The sequence below is a fragment of the Streptomyces sp. CA-142005 genome (assembly GCF_050942335.1).
Lineage (GTDB): Bacteria > Actinomycetota > Actinomycetes > Streptomycetales > Streptomycetaceae > Streptomyces.
This window is the reverse complement of record NZ_CP192078.1, coordinates 3,275,724-3,290,140: the sequence shown is the minus strand read 5'-3', so window position 1 is coordinate 3,290,140 and position 14,417 is coordinate 3,275,724. Positions and strand designations below refer to the sequence as shown.

The 14,417-nt window shown below is 72.1% G+C and carries 16 protein-coding genes; 3 read left to right on the top strand and 13 right to left on the bottom strand.

The genetic code is table 11. The features are described 5' to 3' along the window. Positions 1 to 6: 6 nt before the first annotated feature. Entirely contained in the window at positions 7 to 366 is a 360-nt protein-coding gene (locus ACQPXS_RS15630) for a 5-carboxymethyl-2-hydroxymuconate Delta-isomerase (RefSeq protein WP_351798422.1), read from the top strand. A gap of 7 nt (positions 367 to 373) precedes the next feature. On the opposite strand, the gene ACQPXS_RS15625 is transcribed toward ACQPXS_RS15630, so the two are convergent. From ACQPXS_RS15625 to ACQPXS_RS15610, 4 genes are all read right to left on the bottom strand, one after another. Beyond that, the gene (locus ACQPXS_RS15625) at positions 374 to 1,063 is read right to left on the bottom strand and encodes a TetR/AcrR family transcriptional regulator (RefSeq protein ID WP_365325195.1); all 690 of its coding nucleotides are present in this window, start codon (positions 1,061 to 1,063) and stop codon (positions 374 to 376) included. 36 nt (positions 1,064 to 1,099) lie between these two features. Next, positions 1,100 to 2,122, bottom strand: coding sequence for a PDR/VanB family oxidoreductase (locus ACQPXS_RS15620; RefSeq protein WP_433449833.1), 1,023 nt, complete (start codon positions 2,120 to 2,122; stop codon positions 1,100 to 1,102). Beyond that, positions 2,122 to 3,000 (bottom strand): metal-dependent hydrolase, encoded by an 879-nt coding sequence (locus tag ACQPXS_RS15615; RefSeq protein ID WP_433449832.1) that lies wholly within the window; start codon positions 2,998 to 3,000, stop codon positions 2,122 to 2,124. Before ACQPXS_RS15615 ends, ACQPXS_RS15620 begins: the two co-directional genes overlap by 1 nt. A gap of 78 nt (positions 3,001 to 3,078) precedes the next feature. Then, positions 3,079 to 4,995, bottom strand: coding sequence for a hypothetical protein (locus ACQPXS_RS15610; RefSeq protein WP_433449831.1), 1,917 nt, complete (start codon positions 4,993 to 4,995; stop codon positions 3,079 to 3,081). 172 nt (positions 4,996 to 5,167) lie between these two features. On the opposite strand from ACQPXS_RS15610, the gene ACQPXS_RS15605 reads away from it, so the two are divergent. Beyond that, complete coding sequence (locus ACQPXS_RS15605; RefSeq protein WP_433449829.1) at positions 5,168 to 5,569, top strand: hypothetical protein; 402 nt, start codon at positions 5,168 to 5,170, stop codon at positions 5,567 to 5,569. A gap of 67 nt (positions 5,570 to 5,636) precedes the next feature. Here the strand turns inward: ACQPXS_RS15605 and ACQPXS_RS15600 are convergent, their stop codons facing one another. From ACQPXS_RS15600 to ACQPXS_RS15565, 8 genes are all read right to left on the bottom strand, one after another. Then, positions 5,637 to 7,166, bottom strand: coding sequence for a DUF1996 domain-containing protein (locus ACQPXS_RS15600; protein ID WP_433449827.1), 1,530 nt, complete (start codon positions 7,164 to 7,166; stop codon positions 5,637 to 5,639). 136 nt (positions 7,167 to 7,302) lie between these two features. After that, positions 7,303 to 7,956: a LuxR C-terminal-related transcriptional regulator gene (locus ACQPXS_RS15595; protein WP_433449825.1), complete on the bottom strand. Its 654-nt coding sequence runs from the start codon at positions 7,954 to 7,956 to the stop codon at positions 7,303 to 7,305. After that, positions 7,941 to 9,203 carry a sensor histidine kinase gene (locus ACQPXS_RS15590; RefSeq protein WP_433449823.1) on the bottom strand — a complete coding sequence of 421 codons (1,263 nt, stop codon included), beginning with the start codon at positions 9,201 to 9,203 and terminating at the stop codon, positions 7,941 to 7,943. Before ACQPXS_RS15590 ends, ACQPXS_RS15595 begins: the two co-directional genes overlap by 16 nt. Positions 9,204 to 9,234: 31 nt before the next feature. Next, positions 9,235 to 10,287 (bottom strand): NAD-dependent epimerase/dehydratase family protein, encoded by a 1,053-nt coding sequence (locus ACQPXS_RS15585; RefSeq protein ID WP_433449822.1) that lies wholly within the window; start codon positions 10,285 to 10,287, stop codon positions 9,235 to 9,237. A gap of 66 nt (positions 10,288 to 10,353) precedes the next feature. Then, a complete protein-coding gene (locus ACQPXS_RS15580) occupies positions 10,354 to 10,920 on the bottom strand; it encodes a winged helix-turn-helix domain-containing protein (protein WP_356303362.1) in 567 nt (188 codons plus the stop codon). 117 nt (positions 10,921 to 11,037) lie between these two features. Then, complete coding sequence (locus ACQPXS_RS15575; RefSeq protein WP_433449820.1) at positions 11,038 to 11,160, bottom strand: hypothetical protein; 123 nt, start codon at positions 11,158 to 11,160, stop codon at positions 11,038 to 11,040. A gap of 186 nt (positions 11,161 to 11,346) precedes the next feature. Then, positions 11,347 to 12,378 carry a glutamine synthetase gene (glnII, locus tag ACQPXS_RS15570; protein ID WP_433449819.1) on the bottom strand — a complete coding sequence of 344 codons (1,032 nt, stop codon included), beginning with the start codon at positions 12,376 to 12,378 and terminating at the stop codon, positions 11,347 to 11,349. A 159-nt stretch (positions 12,379 to 12,537) separates the two neighbouring features. After that, positions 12,538 to 13,002 carry a MarR family winged helix-turn-helix transcriptional regulator gene (locus ACQPXS_RS15565; protein ID WP_433455828.1) on the bottom strand — a complete coding sequence of 155 codons (465 nt, stop codon included), beginning with the start codon at positions 13,000 to 13,002 and terminating at the stop codon, positions 12,538 to 12,540. A gap of 81 nt (positions 13,003 to 13,083) precedes the next feature. Here ACQPXS_RS15565 and ACQPXS_RS15560 point away from each other — a divergent pair, with 81 nt between their 5' ends. Next, on the top strand, positions 13,084 to 13,617 hold the full coding sequence (locus ACQPXS_RS15560) for a hypothetical protein (protein WP_433449817.1): 534 nt from the start codon (positions 13,084 to 13,086) through the stop codon (positions 13,615 to 13,617). Between the two features lie 3 nt (positions 13,618 to 13,620). On the opposite strand, the gene ACQPXS_RS15555 is transcribed toward ACQPXS_RS15560, so the two are convergent. Further along, positions 13,621 to 14,334 (bottom strand): hypothetical protein, encoded by a 714-nt coding sequence (locus ACQPXS_RS15555; RefSeq protein ID WP_433449816.1) that lies wholly within the window; start codon positions 14,332 to 14,334, stop codon positions 13,621 to 13,623. Between the last annotated feature and the right edge of the window lie 83 nt (positions 14,335 to 14,417).

Below are 14,417 nucleotides of genomic sequence, written 5' to 3'. Positions count from 1 at the left end.
GTACCCATGCCGCAGATCACCGTCGACTACTCGACCCCGGTCGAGGACCACTTCGACCTGGACGGCTTCGCGCGGGCGATGCACGAGGCGACCGTCGAGATCGCCGCGGCCAGGCCCGAGGCGTGCAAGACGCTGTTCCGGTACAGCGACTGGCGGGCGTTCGGTTACGAGGACTCCGAGCGACACGCGATCTTCCACGTGACCATCGGGCTCCTCGCCGGCCGCAGTGACGAGACGAAGGAGCGGCTCACGGAGACGACGCTGGACCTGCTCCGGAAGTACGTACAGCCGGAGGACGGGGTCACCCTGCACGCCTCCGCCGAGGTCCGCGACCTCGACCCCTCCTACCGGAAGTTCGAGCGCTAAAGGACGCTCAGGAACCGAGGGCGATCAGCCGGCCGACGAGCTCCGCGAAGGGGCCGTCGGCCGGCTCGTCCTTGACCATCCCCTTCAGCAGGGTCGCCATGCCCTCGTCGTAGGCGGCGCTGACCGCGGCCAGCGCGGCGAAGTCGTGCACCAGCTGGACCTCCAGCTCGGCGCGCGGGATGCGCCGGCCGTCCAGCCAGATCAGCGCCGTGGACTCGGCGAGCGAGATCCAGGAGCGCACGACCAGCTCCAGGCGCGGGGGCGCGTCCGTGACGCCGAGGTGCGACAGGATCTGCTCGTACGCGGCCTGGCGCACGGAGTCGATGAGCGCGTTGGTGGCCGAGGAGCCCACGGCCGGGCCGCCGCGCATCAGCGCCGAGAAACCGGGGCCGTGCTCGTCCACGAAGTCGAAGAAGCGGCCCATCACCCGCAGTAGCCGCGCGCCGAGCGGGCCCTCGTGCGGCTCGGCGAAGCGGCCCGCGAGATCCTCCGAGGCACGCTTCAACGCGGCCTCGTACAGGCTGAGTTTGCCGGGGAAGTAGTGATACACGAGCGGGCGTGAGATGCCCGCGGCCGACGCTATCTCGTCGATGGAGACCTCGTCGGGCGAGCGTCGGCTGAACAGGTCGAGGGCGACGCCGATCAACTGCTGCCGCCGCTCCTCGACACCCATCCTGCGGCGAACCCCGGTACTCATGCGAACACCTTACCGATCGGATTCGGCCGCAGGCGTTCACATGTCGAGCACCAAACGATCGCTGCGGGCCCGCGAGACGCAGATCAGCATCGAGTCGGCGCGCTCCTCGTCGGTCAGCAGCTCGTCCCGGTGGTCGATCTTCCCTTCCAGCACCCGCTGTTGGCAGGTCCCGCAGAAGCCCTGCTCGCAGGAGTAGGCGGTGCCCGGCAGTTCCCGGCGCACGGCGGCCAGGACCGTGGAGTCGGCGGGGACGGTCAAGGTGCGCCCGCTGCGGCGCAGTTCGACCTCGAACTCCGCGTTGCCCTCGGACGACGTACGGGGCGCGAACCGTTCGAGACGGACGTCCGGGAAGCGTGCCGCGACGGCCGCCATGAGTCCCTCGGGACCGCAGGCGTAGACGGCGGCCCCCTCGCTCACCTCCAGTGCGTCGAGGTCCGGCCGCCCCTCCACGACGGTCACTTGGCCGCCGCCCAGCTTCTCGACCTCCTCCAGGAACGGCATCGAGGCCCGGTCGCGTCCCGCGTACAGCAGCCGCCACTCGGCGTGCTCCGGCAGGGCCCGCAGCATCGGCAGCAACGGGGTGATCCCGATCCCGCCGGCGACGAAGACGTACGACGGCGCCTCGATCAGCGGAAAACGGTTCCGCGGCCCCCGTACCGTCAACTCCATGCCCACGGTGACCTGCTCGTGCACCTCGCGCGAGCCGCCCCGGCCGTCCTGCACGAGCCGGGTGGCGACCGTGTACGAGGAGGTGTCGTCGGGGTCGCCGCACAGCGAGTACTGCCGCACGAGCCCCGACGGCAGGACGAGGTCGAGATGCGCTCCGGGCTCCCAGCGCGGCAAGTTCCGCCCTTCGAGGCGGAGTTGCACGACGCCTTCGGCCACCGTCTCGCGGGAGGTGACCAGCAGCCGCAGCGCCTGCGAGCGCGGCCGGCCCGAGGTGGGATTCTCCAGCGCGGGCATCGGCCACAGCGGCGAGGCCTGGATGCGGCGGCGCAGGGCCCGCCGGGTCAGCAGGGCGGCGCCCGCGACGAGCACGAGGTTGCGCAGCTTCGGCATCAGGCGGCCCTCTTCTCCGCCGCCGTTGCCGCCGGGGAGGAGGCCAGATAGGCGACGGCCTGCTCGGTGTCGCCCTCCTGCGAGGGGTGGTAGGCGCGGCTCAGATAGCGGGGGATGGACCTGAGCATGTCCCCGGTCCCGGGCAGCAGGCCGCTCCGGCCGCGGTCGTAGAAGTCCTTGAAGGAGGCCTTGCCGTCGATGAGGGTCGGGTCGTTCTCCATGAAGAACCGCGCACCGCGCTGCCACAGGAACACCAGCGCCGAGAAGGCCGTCGCCCAGGTGCGCACGCGCCGGCGGTAGCTGCCGTCGACGTGCATGAACAACTCGAAGGCGACGGAGCGGTGTTCGACCTCCTCCGCGCCGTGCCAGCGCAGCAGGTCCAGCATGGTCGGGTCGGCGCCGCGCCGGTCCAGTTCCCCGGCGTTGAGCACCCAGTCGCCGAGGAACGCGGTGTAGTGCTCGATGGCCGCGATGAGCGCGACCCGCTCCATCAGCCACCATCTGCGCGCCCTGCCCGGCGGCAGCGTCCGGTCGCCGAGCAGCTTCTCGAAGAACCAGTCGACCTGCGCGGTGTACGGCGTCGGATCGAGCCCCTGCTCGCGCAGATGCGGCAGCACCTCGTCGTGGGCCTGGGAGTGCATGGCCTCCTGGCCGATGAACCCGATGACGTCCTCGCGCAGCCGCTCGTCGCGGATGTACGGCAGCACCTGCTTGTACACGTGCACGAACCACCGCTCACCGGCGGGCAGCAGCAGGTGCAGCACGTTGATGGTGTGCGTGGTGAACGGATCCCCCGGCACCCAGTGCAACGGCGTGCCGTCCCAGGAGAAGGACACCTTGCGTGCCTTGAGCGGCACCCGGACCTGCGTGTTAGACATGGCGTCAATGTACTGACGGGTAGGCGCCCTGAGAACCCCTGGGGCGAGGCTTGTTTACGTTGCTGTCAGCAAGGGGCTCTACCGCAACCCGCTGATCTCGGTCCCGTCCGCCAGCGTGCCCTTCAGCGAGGCCTGGGCCCCCTGCTCGGCCCGGGCGACCAGGAACTGTCCCTGCCCGGCCGCGGTGACCCCGCCGCCCGCCCGGATCGACGCCGTGTCCTTGTCGCCCGCCGCCAGCAGGTACCAGTGCCCGGCCGCGGACTTCCACAGCACCCCGGCGAGCACATGGGGATCACGCGGACCGCAGGCCCGTGCGTCCGTGCCCTTGGCCACCGCCGCTCCCACCGCCGCGCCCGGCGTGCGGAACTGGGCCAGCGCGGCCGTACCGTCGCCGCGCCAGGTCTCGGCCCTGGTGCACACCCATCCGGCAGCCCCGCTGCCGTCGGGCAGCGGCTGGTCGGCGAACGCCCAGGCGTTGACGCTGCGCACCCCGGCGGACCGCTCCGCCTGCAGCGAGCAGGCGAACGGCGCCCACGCCCGCAGCCCGGCGGCCCCGGACACCTCGCCCGCCGATCCGGGCCGCCCGGCGGTGAGGTGGGCCGGCACCAACTCGCTCAGGTCGGTGGTGAGTTCGGTGCCGGACGCGTCGGTCAGCTGGAGCACGGTCCAGGAAGTGCAGCCGCCGGGCCGCAGCGCGGGGCTGGCCAGCGGTGCGGTGATGCCGTCGGTGACGGTCAGCGCGGTCGCGTCCGCGTCCGGCTTCGTCAGGTCCCGCGCGGCCGCCTTCTTCACCCACGGCGCGGTCAGATAGCGGACATTGCCGTCGGAGCGGCCCAGCACCAGCGCGCTCGCCTCGGCGCCGGTCGCGCCGTCGACCCGGGCGAAGTCGAGGGCCGCGCCCTGGGTGCCGTCGACCGGCTCGGCGTACCGGGCGATGCGCAGGCCGTCATAGAACATCACCACGCGCGCGTTGTCGACCTTGCCCGCGTACAGCAGCTGGGGCGGGCCGGCCGGGCCGCCGGTCTGGGTGCCGGGGGTCGCCGAGACCCGGACCTTGGCGCCGGGGCGGGCCCAGACCGCGAGGGCGCGGCGCAGCAGGGCCGTGTCGCCGGTGAGCGGGCCGCGCGCGGGCCACACCGAGAAGTCGGCGCGGGCGGCGGTCCGCCAGTCGGCGGGGGAGACCCGGACCAGCCGACCGGGGTCGAGGGCGGCCTCGGCGGCCGGGTTCTCGGCGTAGGAGGGCGCGGCGGCGCCGTCCGGGCCCCAGCCGCCTCCGGGCAGGGCGACCAGCGCCCCGCACACCGCGAGCGCGGCGGCGGCGGCGAGGGCGGCCTTGGTGTGCTGGCGGCGGCGCATCAGATCGGTGGGCCGGGCCTGCAGCAGACAGGGGTCGAACTCGGGGGAGGAGAGCAGTCCGGGCTGGGTGGGCACGCCGTTCGCGGAGGCCAGCGCGCCGCCCGGGTCGTCCACCCCGGCCGCGGTGAGCAGCTTGCGGATCTCGGCGTCGGGCAGCCGCTCCAGGCCGCGCAGCACATACGCGGCACAGGCCGGTCCGGACAGGGCGGACAGCCGCTGGTCCAGGGCGAGTTCGTCGGCGCCCCCCGAGCGCGGGAACAGCCTCAGGCCCCACACCTGCGGCAGCAGCGGCGGCAGCTGGGAGAGCCGGGGCAGGCCCTTGCGGGGCCGGGCCGCCTCCAGGGCCGTACGCAGGACGCGCTCGCGCAGGAAGGCGTACCCGGGGTCGCCCTCGCGCCCGGCGGCCTGGGCCGGGATCACGGAATGCCGCCCCCGGCCCCGGGGCAGGGCGCGCTGGACGAGCGCGTGCGCGGTCAGCACCCGGCGGCTGCGGCCGAGGCCCGGCGGCAGCACCAGGTAGGCGATCCGGACCAGCCGTGGATAGTGCTCGACGAGCGCGGCCTCGGCCTGCTCGACAGCGACCGGTCCGGTCTTCTCGGAGATGAGTGCGTGACGGGGGGCTACATCCTGTGACTGCACGTCATGGAGAACGAGCGGAGTGTGAGTTGGTCACCACCGGACGGGTGACGCGGCCGGCCGACGGCATCGCCGAGGGCGGGGCTCAGGCCGTCACCGCGTTTGAGCACGCGGCGTCCCGGAGCCGTATCCGAAGGAGCTGAGGCATGCTTGGCCCACTGGACCGGAGGAACAGATGAGGGTGACACGACTGCTGCCGGCCGCCGCGGCCGTACTGGCGCTGGCGGGCTGCGGCTCGGGCGGGGACACCGAGGCGGTCCCGCCCACCGCGACCGGCAGCCTGGAGAGCCTGGCCGCCGAGGTGAAGTGCAAGCCGAACATGCAGACCGACGCCGACGACATCCGCCAGGCCATCTGCGACAACGGCGACGGCAGATTCATCCTCGCCACCTTCGCCACCGACCGCGGCCAGCGCGAGTGGATCAACGACGCGAAGGACTACGGCGGTTACTACCTCGTCGGCCGCAAGTGGGTCGCCGTCGGCGACGACGGGGTCGTCAAGGCGCTGCGGGGCACCCTCGGCGGGGACGTGGAGACGGGCACGAACCATGCCGCCCACGCCGGGCACGGCGGCTGAAGACGCGGGAAGGCCGGTGACGGGAGGGGGGTCCGTCACCGGCCTTGTTCTCGGCCCGGTCAGAAGGTCAGGCGCAGTTCTGACCGTTGTTGATGCAGTTGGCGATCCTGTTGGCCAGGCCGCCGGTCGTGACGCTGATGAAGTCGTCGTGATCGGTGGCCGGCTTGTGCAGCTGTTCCGGGAATCCGTCCACCGCGTAGGCGTTCTTCACCTGGCCGTTCTGGATCGTCGGCGGGGTGATGTTGTACACCAGGCGCATCGTCAGCTGTGGGATCGCCTTGAAACCGTTCGGGCAGACTCCGCTGGCCGGATCGGCGAAGGCGACGTGCGTGCGGTGGTTGGCACTGTCGATGTTCTGCCCGTCCCAGCAGCTCTGGAAGGCGAACGTGCGTACCACCTTGCTGCCCTGCGGGCAGATCGGGTACTGCTGTGTCAGCTGGACCTTGTTCTCGAAGCCGGTGCAGCTCCAGTGCGCGTTGGCGTTCGCCAGACCGTTGGTGGTGGTCTTGGCGTCACCGGTGATGATGCGCAGGAACTGCGGCATCGCGACGACCTTGCTCGCCGGGCTGCCCACGTACTTGATCTGGGCCTGTACCGGGGTAAGGATCTTGCCGACGTTGCCTTCCTTGCCACCGCCGTCGGCGTTCTGGTCGAAGTCCTGGCTGCCGTCCTGGACCCGGACCACCGGCCAGTAGTACGCCGACAGGTCGTTCCTGTTCTGGCAGCTGGTGCCGCCCTGCAGGAACGTCTGGTTGCTGGAGAAGGCGTTGACCTTCTGGTTGCCGACGTAGTCGTGCAGGTGGTGCGCGCCGTTGGTCACGCCGGGCGCCACGATCACGTTGTCGGTGTTGTGGTTCTTGTTGGCGTTCACACCGCAGCGCGTGGTGAACGTGCCCGTCGAGGCGTTGGGGGTCTTGTTCGGCTTGGACAGGACGTTCGGCGCGACCTTCGTGATGTCGACGAAGTCGGCCGCGACCGGGCCGTTGCCGGCCTGCCCGCCGATGTTCTGCCCGGCGTTGCCCTGCTGCTGACCACCTTGCTGCTGGCCGCCGGTGTTCTGCTGCTCTCCGCCGCCGTTCTGCTGCTGGCCATCGCCGTTCCCCCCGGCGGTGGTCTGGTTGGCGGACTGCGTCGTACAGGCGGCGAGCTGCTTGATGGCGTTGTCGAAGGACCCGCCGACGCGCTCGATGTCGATCCGGATCCGGTCGATCGTCGCCGCCCGCTTCTCCTTGAGGGGGCCGACGATCGCGTTCTGCACGAAGTTCGGATCCTTGGCCTGCGCGTCGCGCGTGGAGGCGAGCCGGGTGTAGGCCTCGGTGATCTGCTTGTCGAGGTTGGCCAGCTCGGTCGCCACGCCCTGGCGGGCCCGCCACGGCACGTTCGTCAGCTTCTGCTGGACGTCCGGACAAGAGATCGTCGCGACCTGCGCCGTCGCGGCCTTCGTCTGATTGCCTCCCCATGTCTGGTTGTGCGACTCGTGCGCAGAGGCGTAGAAGTTCGCCCAGATCAGCCCGCCCCCACCGAGCGCTAGGGCCGCCGATGCGGCTATGGCCTTGGTGGCCAGCGGCGTACGGCGTTTTCGTGTGTTGCGTCCCATGGAACTCCTCTGACTTCCTTGCGGGGCAGCATCGAGGCGCCCGACAGGAGTGAAGCGGCGCCCTTCCATACGGACGCCGCCCCAGAGGTGTTCACCCGTCTCGCAAATTCCTCGCAGAAACAGGTGAGTTGGCAGGTCAGCGGTCCCGGTCCAGATAGGCGAGGACCGCCAGCACGCGCCGGTTGTCGTCGTCCGACACCTCCAGGCCCAGCTTGGTGAAGATGTTGGAGGTGTGCTTGGCGATGGCGCGTTCGGTCACCACCAGCTGGGCCGCGATGCCCGCGTTCGACCTGCCCTGCGCCATCAGCTCCAGCACCTCCAGCTCGCGCGGGGTCAGGCCCGCGAGCGGCCGGTCGCCGCCGGCCCGCCGGGACAACAGCTGCTGGATGACCTGCGGGTCCATCGCCGTACCGCCCGCCGCCACCCGTCGTACGGCGTCCACGAACTGCTCGGCGTCGAACACCCGGTCCTTCAGCAGATAGCCGATCCCGCCGCTGCCGTCGGCGAGCAGCTCGCGCGCGTACAGCTGCTCCACGTGCTGGGAGAGGACCAGCACCGGCAGCCCGGGCCGGGCCCTGCGGGCCGCGAGGGCGCACTGCAGGCCCTCGTCGGTGTGCGTGGGCGGCAGCCGTACGTCGACCACGGCAACGTCCGGTTCCAAGTCGGCCAGCGCCCGGGTGAGGTCGGGGCCGGACTCGACGGCGGCGGCGATCTCGAAGCCGAAGGCCTCCAGCATCCGCACCAGTCCGTCGCGCAGCAGGAAGAGGTCTTCGGCTAGGACAACGCGCACGGGATCTCCATGGTCACCAGCGTGGGGCCGCCGACGGGGCTGCTGACGGCCAGGACGCCGTCGAATGTACCGAGCCGGCGCTCCACCCCGCCGAGACCCGACCCGGCCCCGATCGCCGCGCCGCCCCTGCCGTTGTCGGTGACCGTGATCCGCAGCCGGCCGTCGGCGTGGTGCACGTCGACCCAGACCCGGTCGGCCCCCGAGTGCTTGGCGGCGTTGGTCAGCACCTCGCTGACCGCGAAGTAGGCCGCCGACTCCACCGGCGCGTCCGCCCGGCCGGACAGCTCCACGGTCACCTCGGCCGGCAGCGGCAGCCGCAGCGCCAGCGCCCGTACGGCGTCGCCGAGCCCGCGTTCGGCGAGGACCGGCGGGTGGATGCCGCGCACCAGGTCGCGCAGCTCCTCCAGGGCATCGGCCGAGTTCCGGCGGGCCTGGGCGAGCAGCCGCTTCGCCTGGGCCGGGTCCCGTTCCACCAGCATCTCGATGGTGCCGAGGTCCATGCCCATGGCGACCAGCCGGGCCTGCGCTCCGTCGTGCAGGTCCCGCTCGATGCGCCGCAGCTCGGCGGCGGAGGTGTCCACGGCGTCCCGCCGGGTCTCGGTCAACACCCTCACCCGCTCGGCGAGTTCGCCCTTGCCGTTGTCGAGCACCGCCCGGGTGAGCCGGAAGTGCGCGGTCAGCAGGGCCGGGGTGTAGCGCAGGGCGACGCCGAGGAGGACGAGGGCGAGAACGCCCGCGCCGATGGCGCTCGCCTCTCCGGTGACCGGGACGAACGCGTACCAGTAGGTGCCGCCGCCGTGCGTGTACGGCTGCCACAGCCCGAAGGGCAGCATCAGCCCCTCGACGGGGTAGAACAGCAGCACGGCCGGGACCAGCGCGGTGACGAAACCGGCCGTGACGTCCACCGGCAGCCAGCGCACGTCCCGCCAGGTCTGGGGGTCGCCCAGCATCGTGAAGGTGCGGGTCCACGGGTTGGTACCGCGGGGGATCGGCCGGTACGCCGCCCCGATCCGCATCCCGCACCACTCGCCCGCCAGCCTGCGGCGCACGTCCGCCAGCGCACGAACGCCCGTCAGCACGGCCGGAGTCGTCACCAGTCCGACGCCGAGCGGGATGAAGGCGAGGGACAGTGGGACCAGTACCAGGAACACGATTCCGAAGGGCAGCACGGTCACTGCCAGCACCAGCCCGCGCACGGCGGCCAGTACGGCCTCCCGGACGCGGCCGCTCTTGTCTTCGCTGCTCATGCGGCAAGTCTCGTCGATCCCGAGGCGGGGGTCATGGGCCCGAGGCCCCCTCCTGCGGGGTGGTGCCAGGTACACCCCCGGCCCCGGCCAGCACCCTCGCCTCCACCTCCGGATCGACGCCCTTGGCCGTCCGGTCGGGCCGCAGCGGTGCCACGCCGCCGAGCTCCGTCAGCCAGCGCCAGGTGTCCGCCACGGTCTGCGCGGGCGGCCGGCACACCAGACCGGTGGCCAGCGCCCGTGACACGTCCGTCCGGTGCACGCAGTCGTAGAGCTCGGTGCCCGGTGGCGCCCACACCGGCAGCCCGGTCCACGGCTCGATCCCGGCGGCCAGGATCGTCTCCGGGTCGGTCCAGCGCAGCTCGGCGTCCGCGCCGGTGACCCGGACACACAGGTCGAGCAGCTCGCCCATGGTGCTGTGCCCCGGCGGGCCGACCAGGTCGTACGACCCGCTCAGCGACCGTTCCACCGCGCCGAGCAGCCAGCCGGCCAGGTCGCGGGCGTCGATGAACTGCACCGGCAGCTCGCGCGGCCCGGGGGCCAGGACCGGGCCGCCGCGCGCGATCCGGGTGAGCCACCAGGGCAGCCGGCCCACGTTCTCGTACGGGCCGAGGATCAGCCCGGCCCGCACCAGCAGCGAGTCCCGCTCACCGAAGGCCTCGACGGCGGCCAGCTCGCCGCCCCGCTTGTCGCGTGGGTAGTCGGTCGGCCCGGCGTCGGCGGCGGCGCCCTCGACCAGCGCCCCTGCCGCGGCGGCCCCGCCCAGGGTGGGCCAGGGCCAGGCGTACACGGACCGGCTGGAGACGTACACGTACCGGGCGGCACGGTCCCGCAGCAGCCGTGCCGCCGCGCGCACGGCACGCGGCTCGGCCGACCAGGTGTCGATCACGGCGTCCCAGGAGCCGGCGCCCTCGGCGAGCTCGGCCAGGCCGTCCGGGGCGGTGCGGTCGCCGTGCAACGACCGCACCCCGGGCGGGGCTTGGTGCCGTCCCCGGTGGAAGACGGTCACCTCCCAGCCGCGTCCGAGCGCCGCCTCCACGACGGCCCGCCCCACGAACTCCGTACCGCCCAGCACCAGAAGTCTCATACCGGTGATCGTGCCCGCTCCGGGCGCCGGGCGGTACGGGGCTCTGCCGAGGGCAGAGCGGCCCGGTCAGCGGCCGGTCGGCGGGGCGTACTTGTAGCCGACCCGGCGCACCGTCTGGATCGTCCGACGGTGCTCGGCGCCCAGCTTGCGGCGCAGCCGGGCGATGTGCACGTCGACGGTGCGGCCGTCACCGACGTGGCCGTAGCCCCACACGGTGGTGACCAGCTGGTCGCGGGTGTGCACCCGGTGCGGATGGGCCACCAGGTGTGCGAGCAGCTCGAACTCCAGGTAGGTGAGGTCGAGTTCACGGCCGTCGACGCTGGCGATGCGCTGCACGGCGTCGATCCGCACCAGCGGCTCGGTGCCCGCATCGGCCGCCGTCTCCGGCTGGTCCGGCACCGCGACCGGCAGGAACGGCGGGCGCTGGTCGGCCGGGACCAGCACCAGGTAGCCGACCATCGGCGGCTGCCCGGGCAGGGTCGGCAGGGTGTGCTGCGGCGCGGGCAGCCAGGTGGCGCCCGGCGGCAGGAAGTCCGCGACGTCGACCACCTCGTCCCGGTCGACGGCGCGCAGCCGGTGCCGGGCGGGGGCGGTGAGGGTGGAGGGGGAGGAGAGGGAACGAGTGGTCGCCATGAGAGGTCAGCTCTTTCGCGCGAGAAGTTCGTCGGTGGGAGCGACGGCCGCGATTCGTGGTCGGGCGCGCCGGGACGTACGTCGTTCCGCGCTGGCCGAAGGCCGGGGGTTACGGCTTTAGAGGGCCCGCGCGTTCACCGCGCGGCAACACACCCGGTCGAAGTCGTGGTGCTGACGGGAGGGCCAGAAGGGCTCGAGGTCGTGGCGACCCGTCGCGGTGATCCTCTGGAAGCTGGCCATGGGCCCATTGAAGCAGACGCGGGCGCCGGACAGGACCCCGCGTGAAATGTCGTCTCGGCATACGGACGCGGGCTGTTCCGTCGCCGGTCTCTGCGCCGTTCGCCCCGTCGGTCTCCACGGCAGCGCACGGCACGCGACAGGGGCGCCCGCCAGCACGGCGGGCGCCCCTGTCGGAAGCGGGTCGGATCAGACCTGGCCGGCCTTCTCCAGGGCGGAGCAGCAGGTGTCCACCAGCAGGCGGGTCACCACGTACGGGTCGACGTTGGCGTTCGGGCGGCGGTCCTCGATGTAGCCCTTGCCGTCCTTCTCGACCTGCCACGGGATACGGACCGAGGCGCCGCGGTCGGAGACGCCGTAGGAGTACTTGTCCCAGGGGGCGGTCTCGTGCAGACCCGTCAGGCGCTCGTCGATGCCGGCGCCGTAGTTCTTGACGTGGTCCAGCGGCTTGGAGCCCTCGCCGAGCGACTCGCACGCGGTGATGATCGCGTCGTAGCCCTCGCGCATGGCCTTGGTGGAGAAGTTGGTGTGCGCGCCCGCGCCGTTCCAGTCGCCCTTGACCGGCTTGGGGTCCAGGGTCGCGGAGATGCCGAAGTCCTCGGCGGTGCGGTACAGCAGCCAGCGGGCCACCCACAGCTGGTCGGAGACCTCCAGCGGGGCGAGCGGGCCGACCTGGAACTCCCACTGGCCCGGCATGACCTCGGCGTTGATGCCGGAGATGCCGAGGCCGGCCTTCAGGCAGTTCTCCAGGTGGGCCTCGACGATCTCGCGGCCGAAGATCTCGTCGGCGCCGACACCGCAGTAGTAGCCGCCCTGCGGGGCCGGGAAGCCGCCCTCGGGGAAGCCCAGCGGGCGGGAGCCGTCGAAGAAGGTGTACTCCTGCTCGATGCCGAAGATCGGCTCCTGCGCGGCGAACTTCCCGGCGACCTCGGCCAGCGCGGCCCGGGTGTTGGACGGGTGCGGCTTCATGTCCGTGTCGAAGACCTCGCACAGCACCAGGACGTCGTCGCCGCCGCGGATCGGGTCCGGGCAGGTGAAGACCGGCTTGAGCACGCAGTCCGAGGCGTGGCCCTCGGCCTGGTTGGTGGAGGAGCCGTCGAAGCCCCAGATCGGCAGCGCGTCGAGACCGGTCGGGGCACCCGTGATGATCTTCGTCTTGGAACGGAGCTTGGCCGTCGGCGCGGTGCCGTCGATCCAGATGTACTCAGCCTTGAAGGTCACGGGGCCACATCCTTAAGCGGTGGGTCGGGCGCACTCGTCGTCGCGGGTGCTGCGGCGCTGCGGCACTGGGGCGCCGCTCGATCTGCCGGGCAGCCTGTCAACAGGCGATTTCCCGTCCATTGCTCTTGTGTGAACCCCGTGTTACCTGGTCGTTCTGTGTCACGGCTCATGTTGTGAGGTGCCGGTGGGCGGGGTATGGGCGCCCTCCGCCGCGGCCTGCCGGACCCCGTCGAGGAAGTCCCGGATCGCGGCCCGCTGATGCTCGTCGTAGCCGCGCAGCAGCTCCAGCGAGCGCTCGATCAGCGGCCCGAAGAACGTCCGGCCGAGCTCCACGGCACTGTCCGTCACCTCCACGACGACCTTCCGCCGATCGCTGCTCCCGCGCGCCCGCCGTACCCGTCCCGCCCGCTCCAGCCGGTCCAGCAGCGCCGTCGTGCCCGCCGAGTTGAGCCCGAGCACGGCCCCGAGCCGCCCGGCGGTCAGCTCCTCGCCGGCGCGCCGCGCGTCCATGAGCGCGATCAGGGCGCGTACGTCCGTGGGGTGCATGCCGTTCTGCTGCGCGAACCGGCCGCTGTGCAGGCCGAGTTCGACGACGGCGGCACGCAGCAGGTGGACGGTCTCCATATCGGACTGCACGCGGGGCCTCCCGGACTATCATCTCGCTCGGCGAGCATCTTGCCGAACGAGATAATAGGGGGCGGTTCCATGGGCGCAGACACCGGATTCGACAGCGAGGCCTTCCGGTTTGCGTACGACAAGGTGCTGGCGAAATGGCCCGCCGGGCGGGAGGCGCTGACGGTCGCCACCCCCTTCGGCGACACCCGCGTCAACACCTGCGGCCCCCGCGACGCGCCCTCGCTGCTCCTGCTCCCGGGTGGCGGTGGGGCCACCTCCGTCTCCTGGTACGCCCAGGTCGCCGGGTTGGCCCGGGTGCGCCGGGTGCACGCGGTCGACGTGATCGGCGCCCCGGGCCTGAGCGTCCCGGCCGGCGACCGCCACCCCCGTACGGTCGCCGACCGGGTCCTGCTGCTCGTGGCCGCGAACAGCAGGACCCTCCCCCACTCTCGGCTTCGCTCGAGCGGGGGGACCTCCATGCCGCGCGCGGTGGCCGACCGGGCCCGCGCGCTGCTGCCGCACGTGGAGACCGCCGTCCTGCCGGAGGTGTCCCATCACGCGCTGCCGCAGTCCGCGCCGGGTGATCTCGCCGGTCGCCTCATCGCGTTCCTGACCGGTCCCTGAGCCTCACCCCACCTTCTCGATCCGGGCGTGGCGGATGAGGAACTTGCCGGGCTCCCTGACCTGTTCGAAGGCCGCGTTGTTGAGCAGCACACAACTGCCGGAGACGGAGGTGACCTTCACCGTCGTGGACTTGTTGTTGTCCAGGTTGGTGACCTTCAGGGTGGTCCCGGCCGGGAACTGGTTGCTGGAGGCGGCCGGGGCGCCGCCCTCACCGGAGAGCGTGACCGTGGAGCCGTTGCAGACCTGCTGACCGGTGGCGGCGGCGCCACCGCCGTTGTTCCCTGCGGCGGCGGACTGCGAGGGCTGCGCGCCCTGCTGTCCGGCTTGCTGACCGGCTTGCTGTCCGGCGCCCTGCTGGCCGTTCTGCGCCTGCTGCCCGGTCTGGGAGCCCTGAGCCGACTCCCCAACCGTGCAACCGGCCGCCTTCTGCTGGACCTCGATCTGCTTGATGACCGCCTCACGGTTGGCGATCCGGGCCGCCGACTGCGCGTCCGGATGCGCCTTCTGGTCCGCGATGAACCGGTCGTTGTTGCCGTGGGCCGTGGCCAGCCCCTGGCACACCGTCGAGTCCCCGGCGGACAGGGTCTTCGCGCCCTGCGCGGGCTGGGCGGCGTTGGACGTCGTGGCCAGCGCGAAGGCCCCGCCGCCCGCCACCGCCGCGGCACCGACGAGCAGCGCGACCTTCTTCTTCGTACCGAGAGTTCTCCTGCGCGACATGCGCGCCTCCTGAAGAGGTAGGGGAGCGTACGCCGCTATGTACGAGATACCGAACGGGGTTACTCAGCGGTTTCGGGAGTTGG

Excerpts from the sequence above, each read along its gene's own strand:
- ACQPXS_RS15630 (WP_351798422.1), top strand. The coding sequence starts at position 7 with ATGCCGCAGATCACCGTCGACTACTCGACCCCGGTCGAGGACCACTTC.
- ACQPXS_RS15625 (WP_365325195.1), bottom strand. The coding sequence starts at position 1,063 with ATGAGTACCGGGGTTCGCCGCAGGATGGGTGTCGAGGAGCGGCGGCAG.
- ACQPXS_RS15620 (WP_433449833.1), bottom strand. The coding sequence starts at position 2,122 with ATGCCGAAGCTGCGCAACCTCGTGCTCGTCGCGGGCGCCGCCCTGCTG.
- ACQPXS_RS15615 (WP_433449832.1), bottom strand. The coding sequence starts at position 3,000 with ATGTCTAACACGCAGGTCCGGGTGCCGCTCAAGGCACGCAAGGTGTCC.
- ACQPXS_RS15605 (WP_433449829.1), top strand. The coding sequence starts at position 5,168 with ATGAGGGTGACACGACTGCTGCCGGCCGCCGCGGCCGTACTGGCGCTG.
- ACQPXS_RS15600 (WP_433449827.1), bottom strand. The coding sequence starts at position 7,166 with ATGGGACGCAACACACGAAAACGCCGTACGCCGCTGGCCACCAAGGCC.
- ACQPXS_RS15590 (WP_433449823.1), bottom strand. The coding sequence starts at position 9,203 with ATGAGCAGCGAAGACAAGAGCGGCCGCGTCCGGGAGGCCGTACTGGCC.
- ACQPXS_RS15585 (WP_433449822.1), bottom strand. The coding sequence starts at position 10,287 with ATGAGACTTCTGGTGCTGGGCGGTACGGAGTTCGTGGGGCGGGCCGTC.
- ACQPXS_RS15580 (WP_356303362.1), bottom strand. The coding sequence starts at position 10,920 with ATGGCGACCACTCGTTCCCTCTCCTCCCCCTCCACCCTCACCGCCCCC.
- ACQPXS_RS15575 (WP_433449820.1), bottom strand. The coding sequence starts at position 11,160 with ATGGCCAGCTTCCAGAGGATCACCGCGACGGGTCGCCACGACCTCGAG.
- ACQPXS_RS15565 (WP_433455828.1), bottom strand. The coding sequence starts at position 13,002 with ATGGAGACCGTCCACCTGCTGCGTGCCGCCGTCGTCGAACTCGGCCTG.
- ACQPXS_RS15560 (WP_433449817.1), top strand. The coding sequence starts at position 13,084 with ATGGGCGCAGACACCGGATTCGACAGCGAGGCCTTCCGGTTTGCGTAC.
- ACQPXS_RS15555 (WP_433449816.1), bottom strand. The coding sequence starts at position 14,334 with ATGTCGCGCAGGAGAACTCTCGGTACGAAGAAGAAGGTCGCGCTGCTC.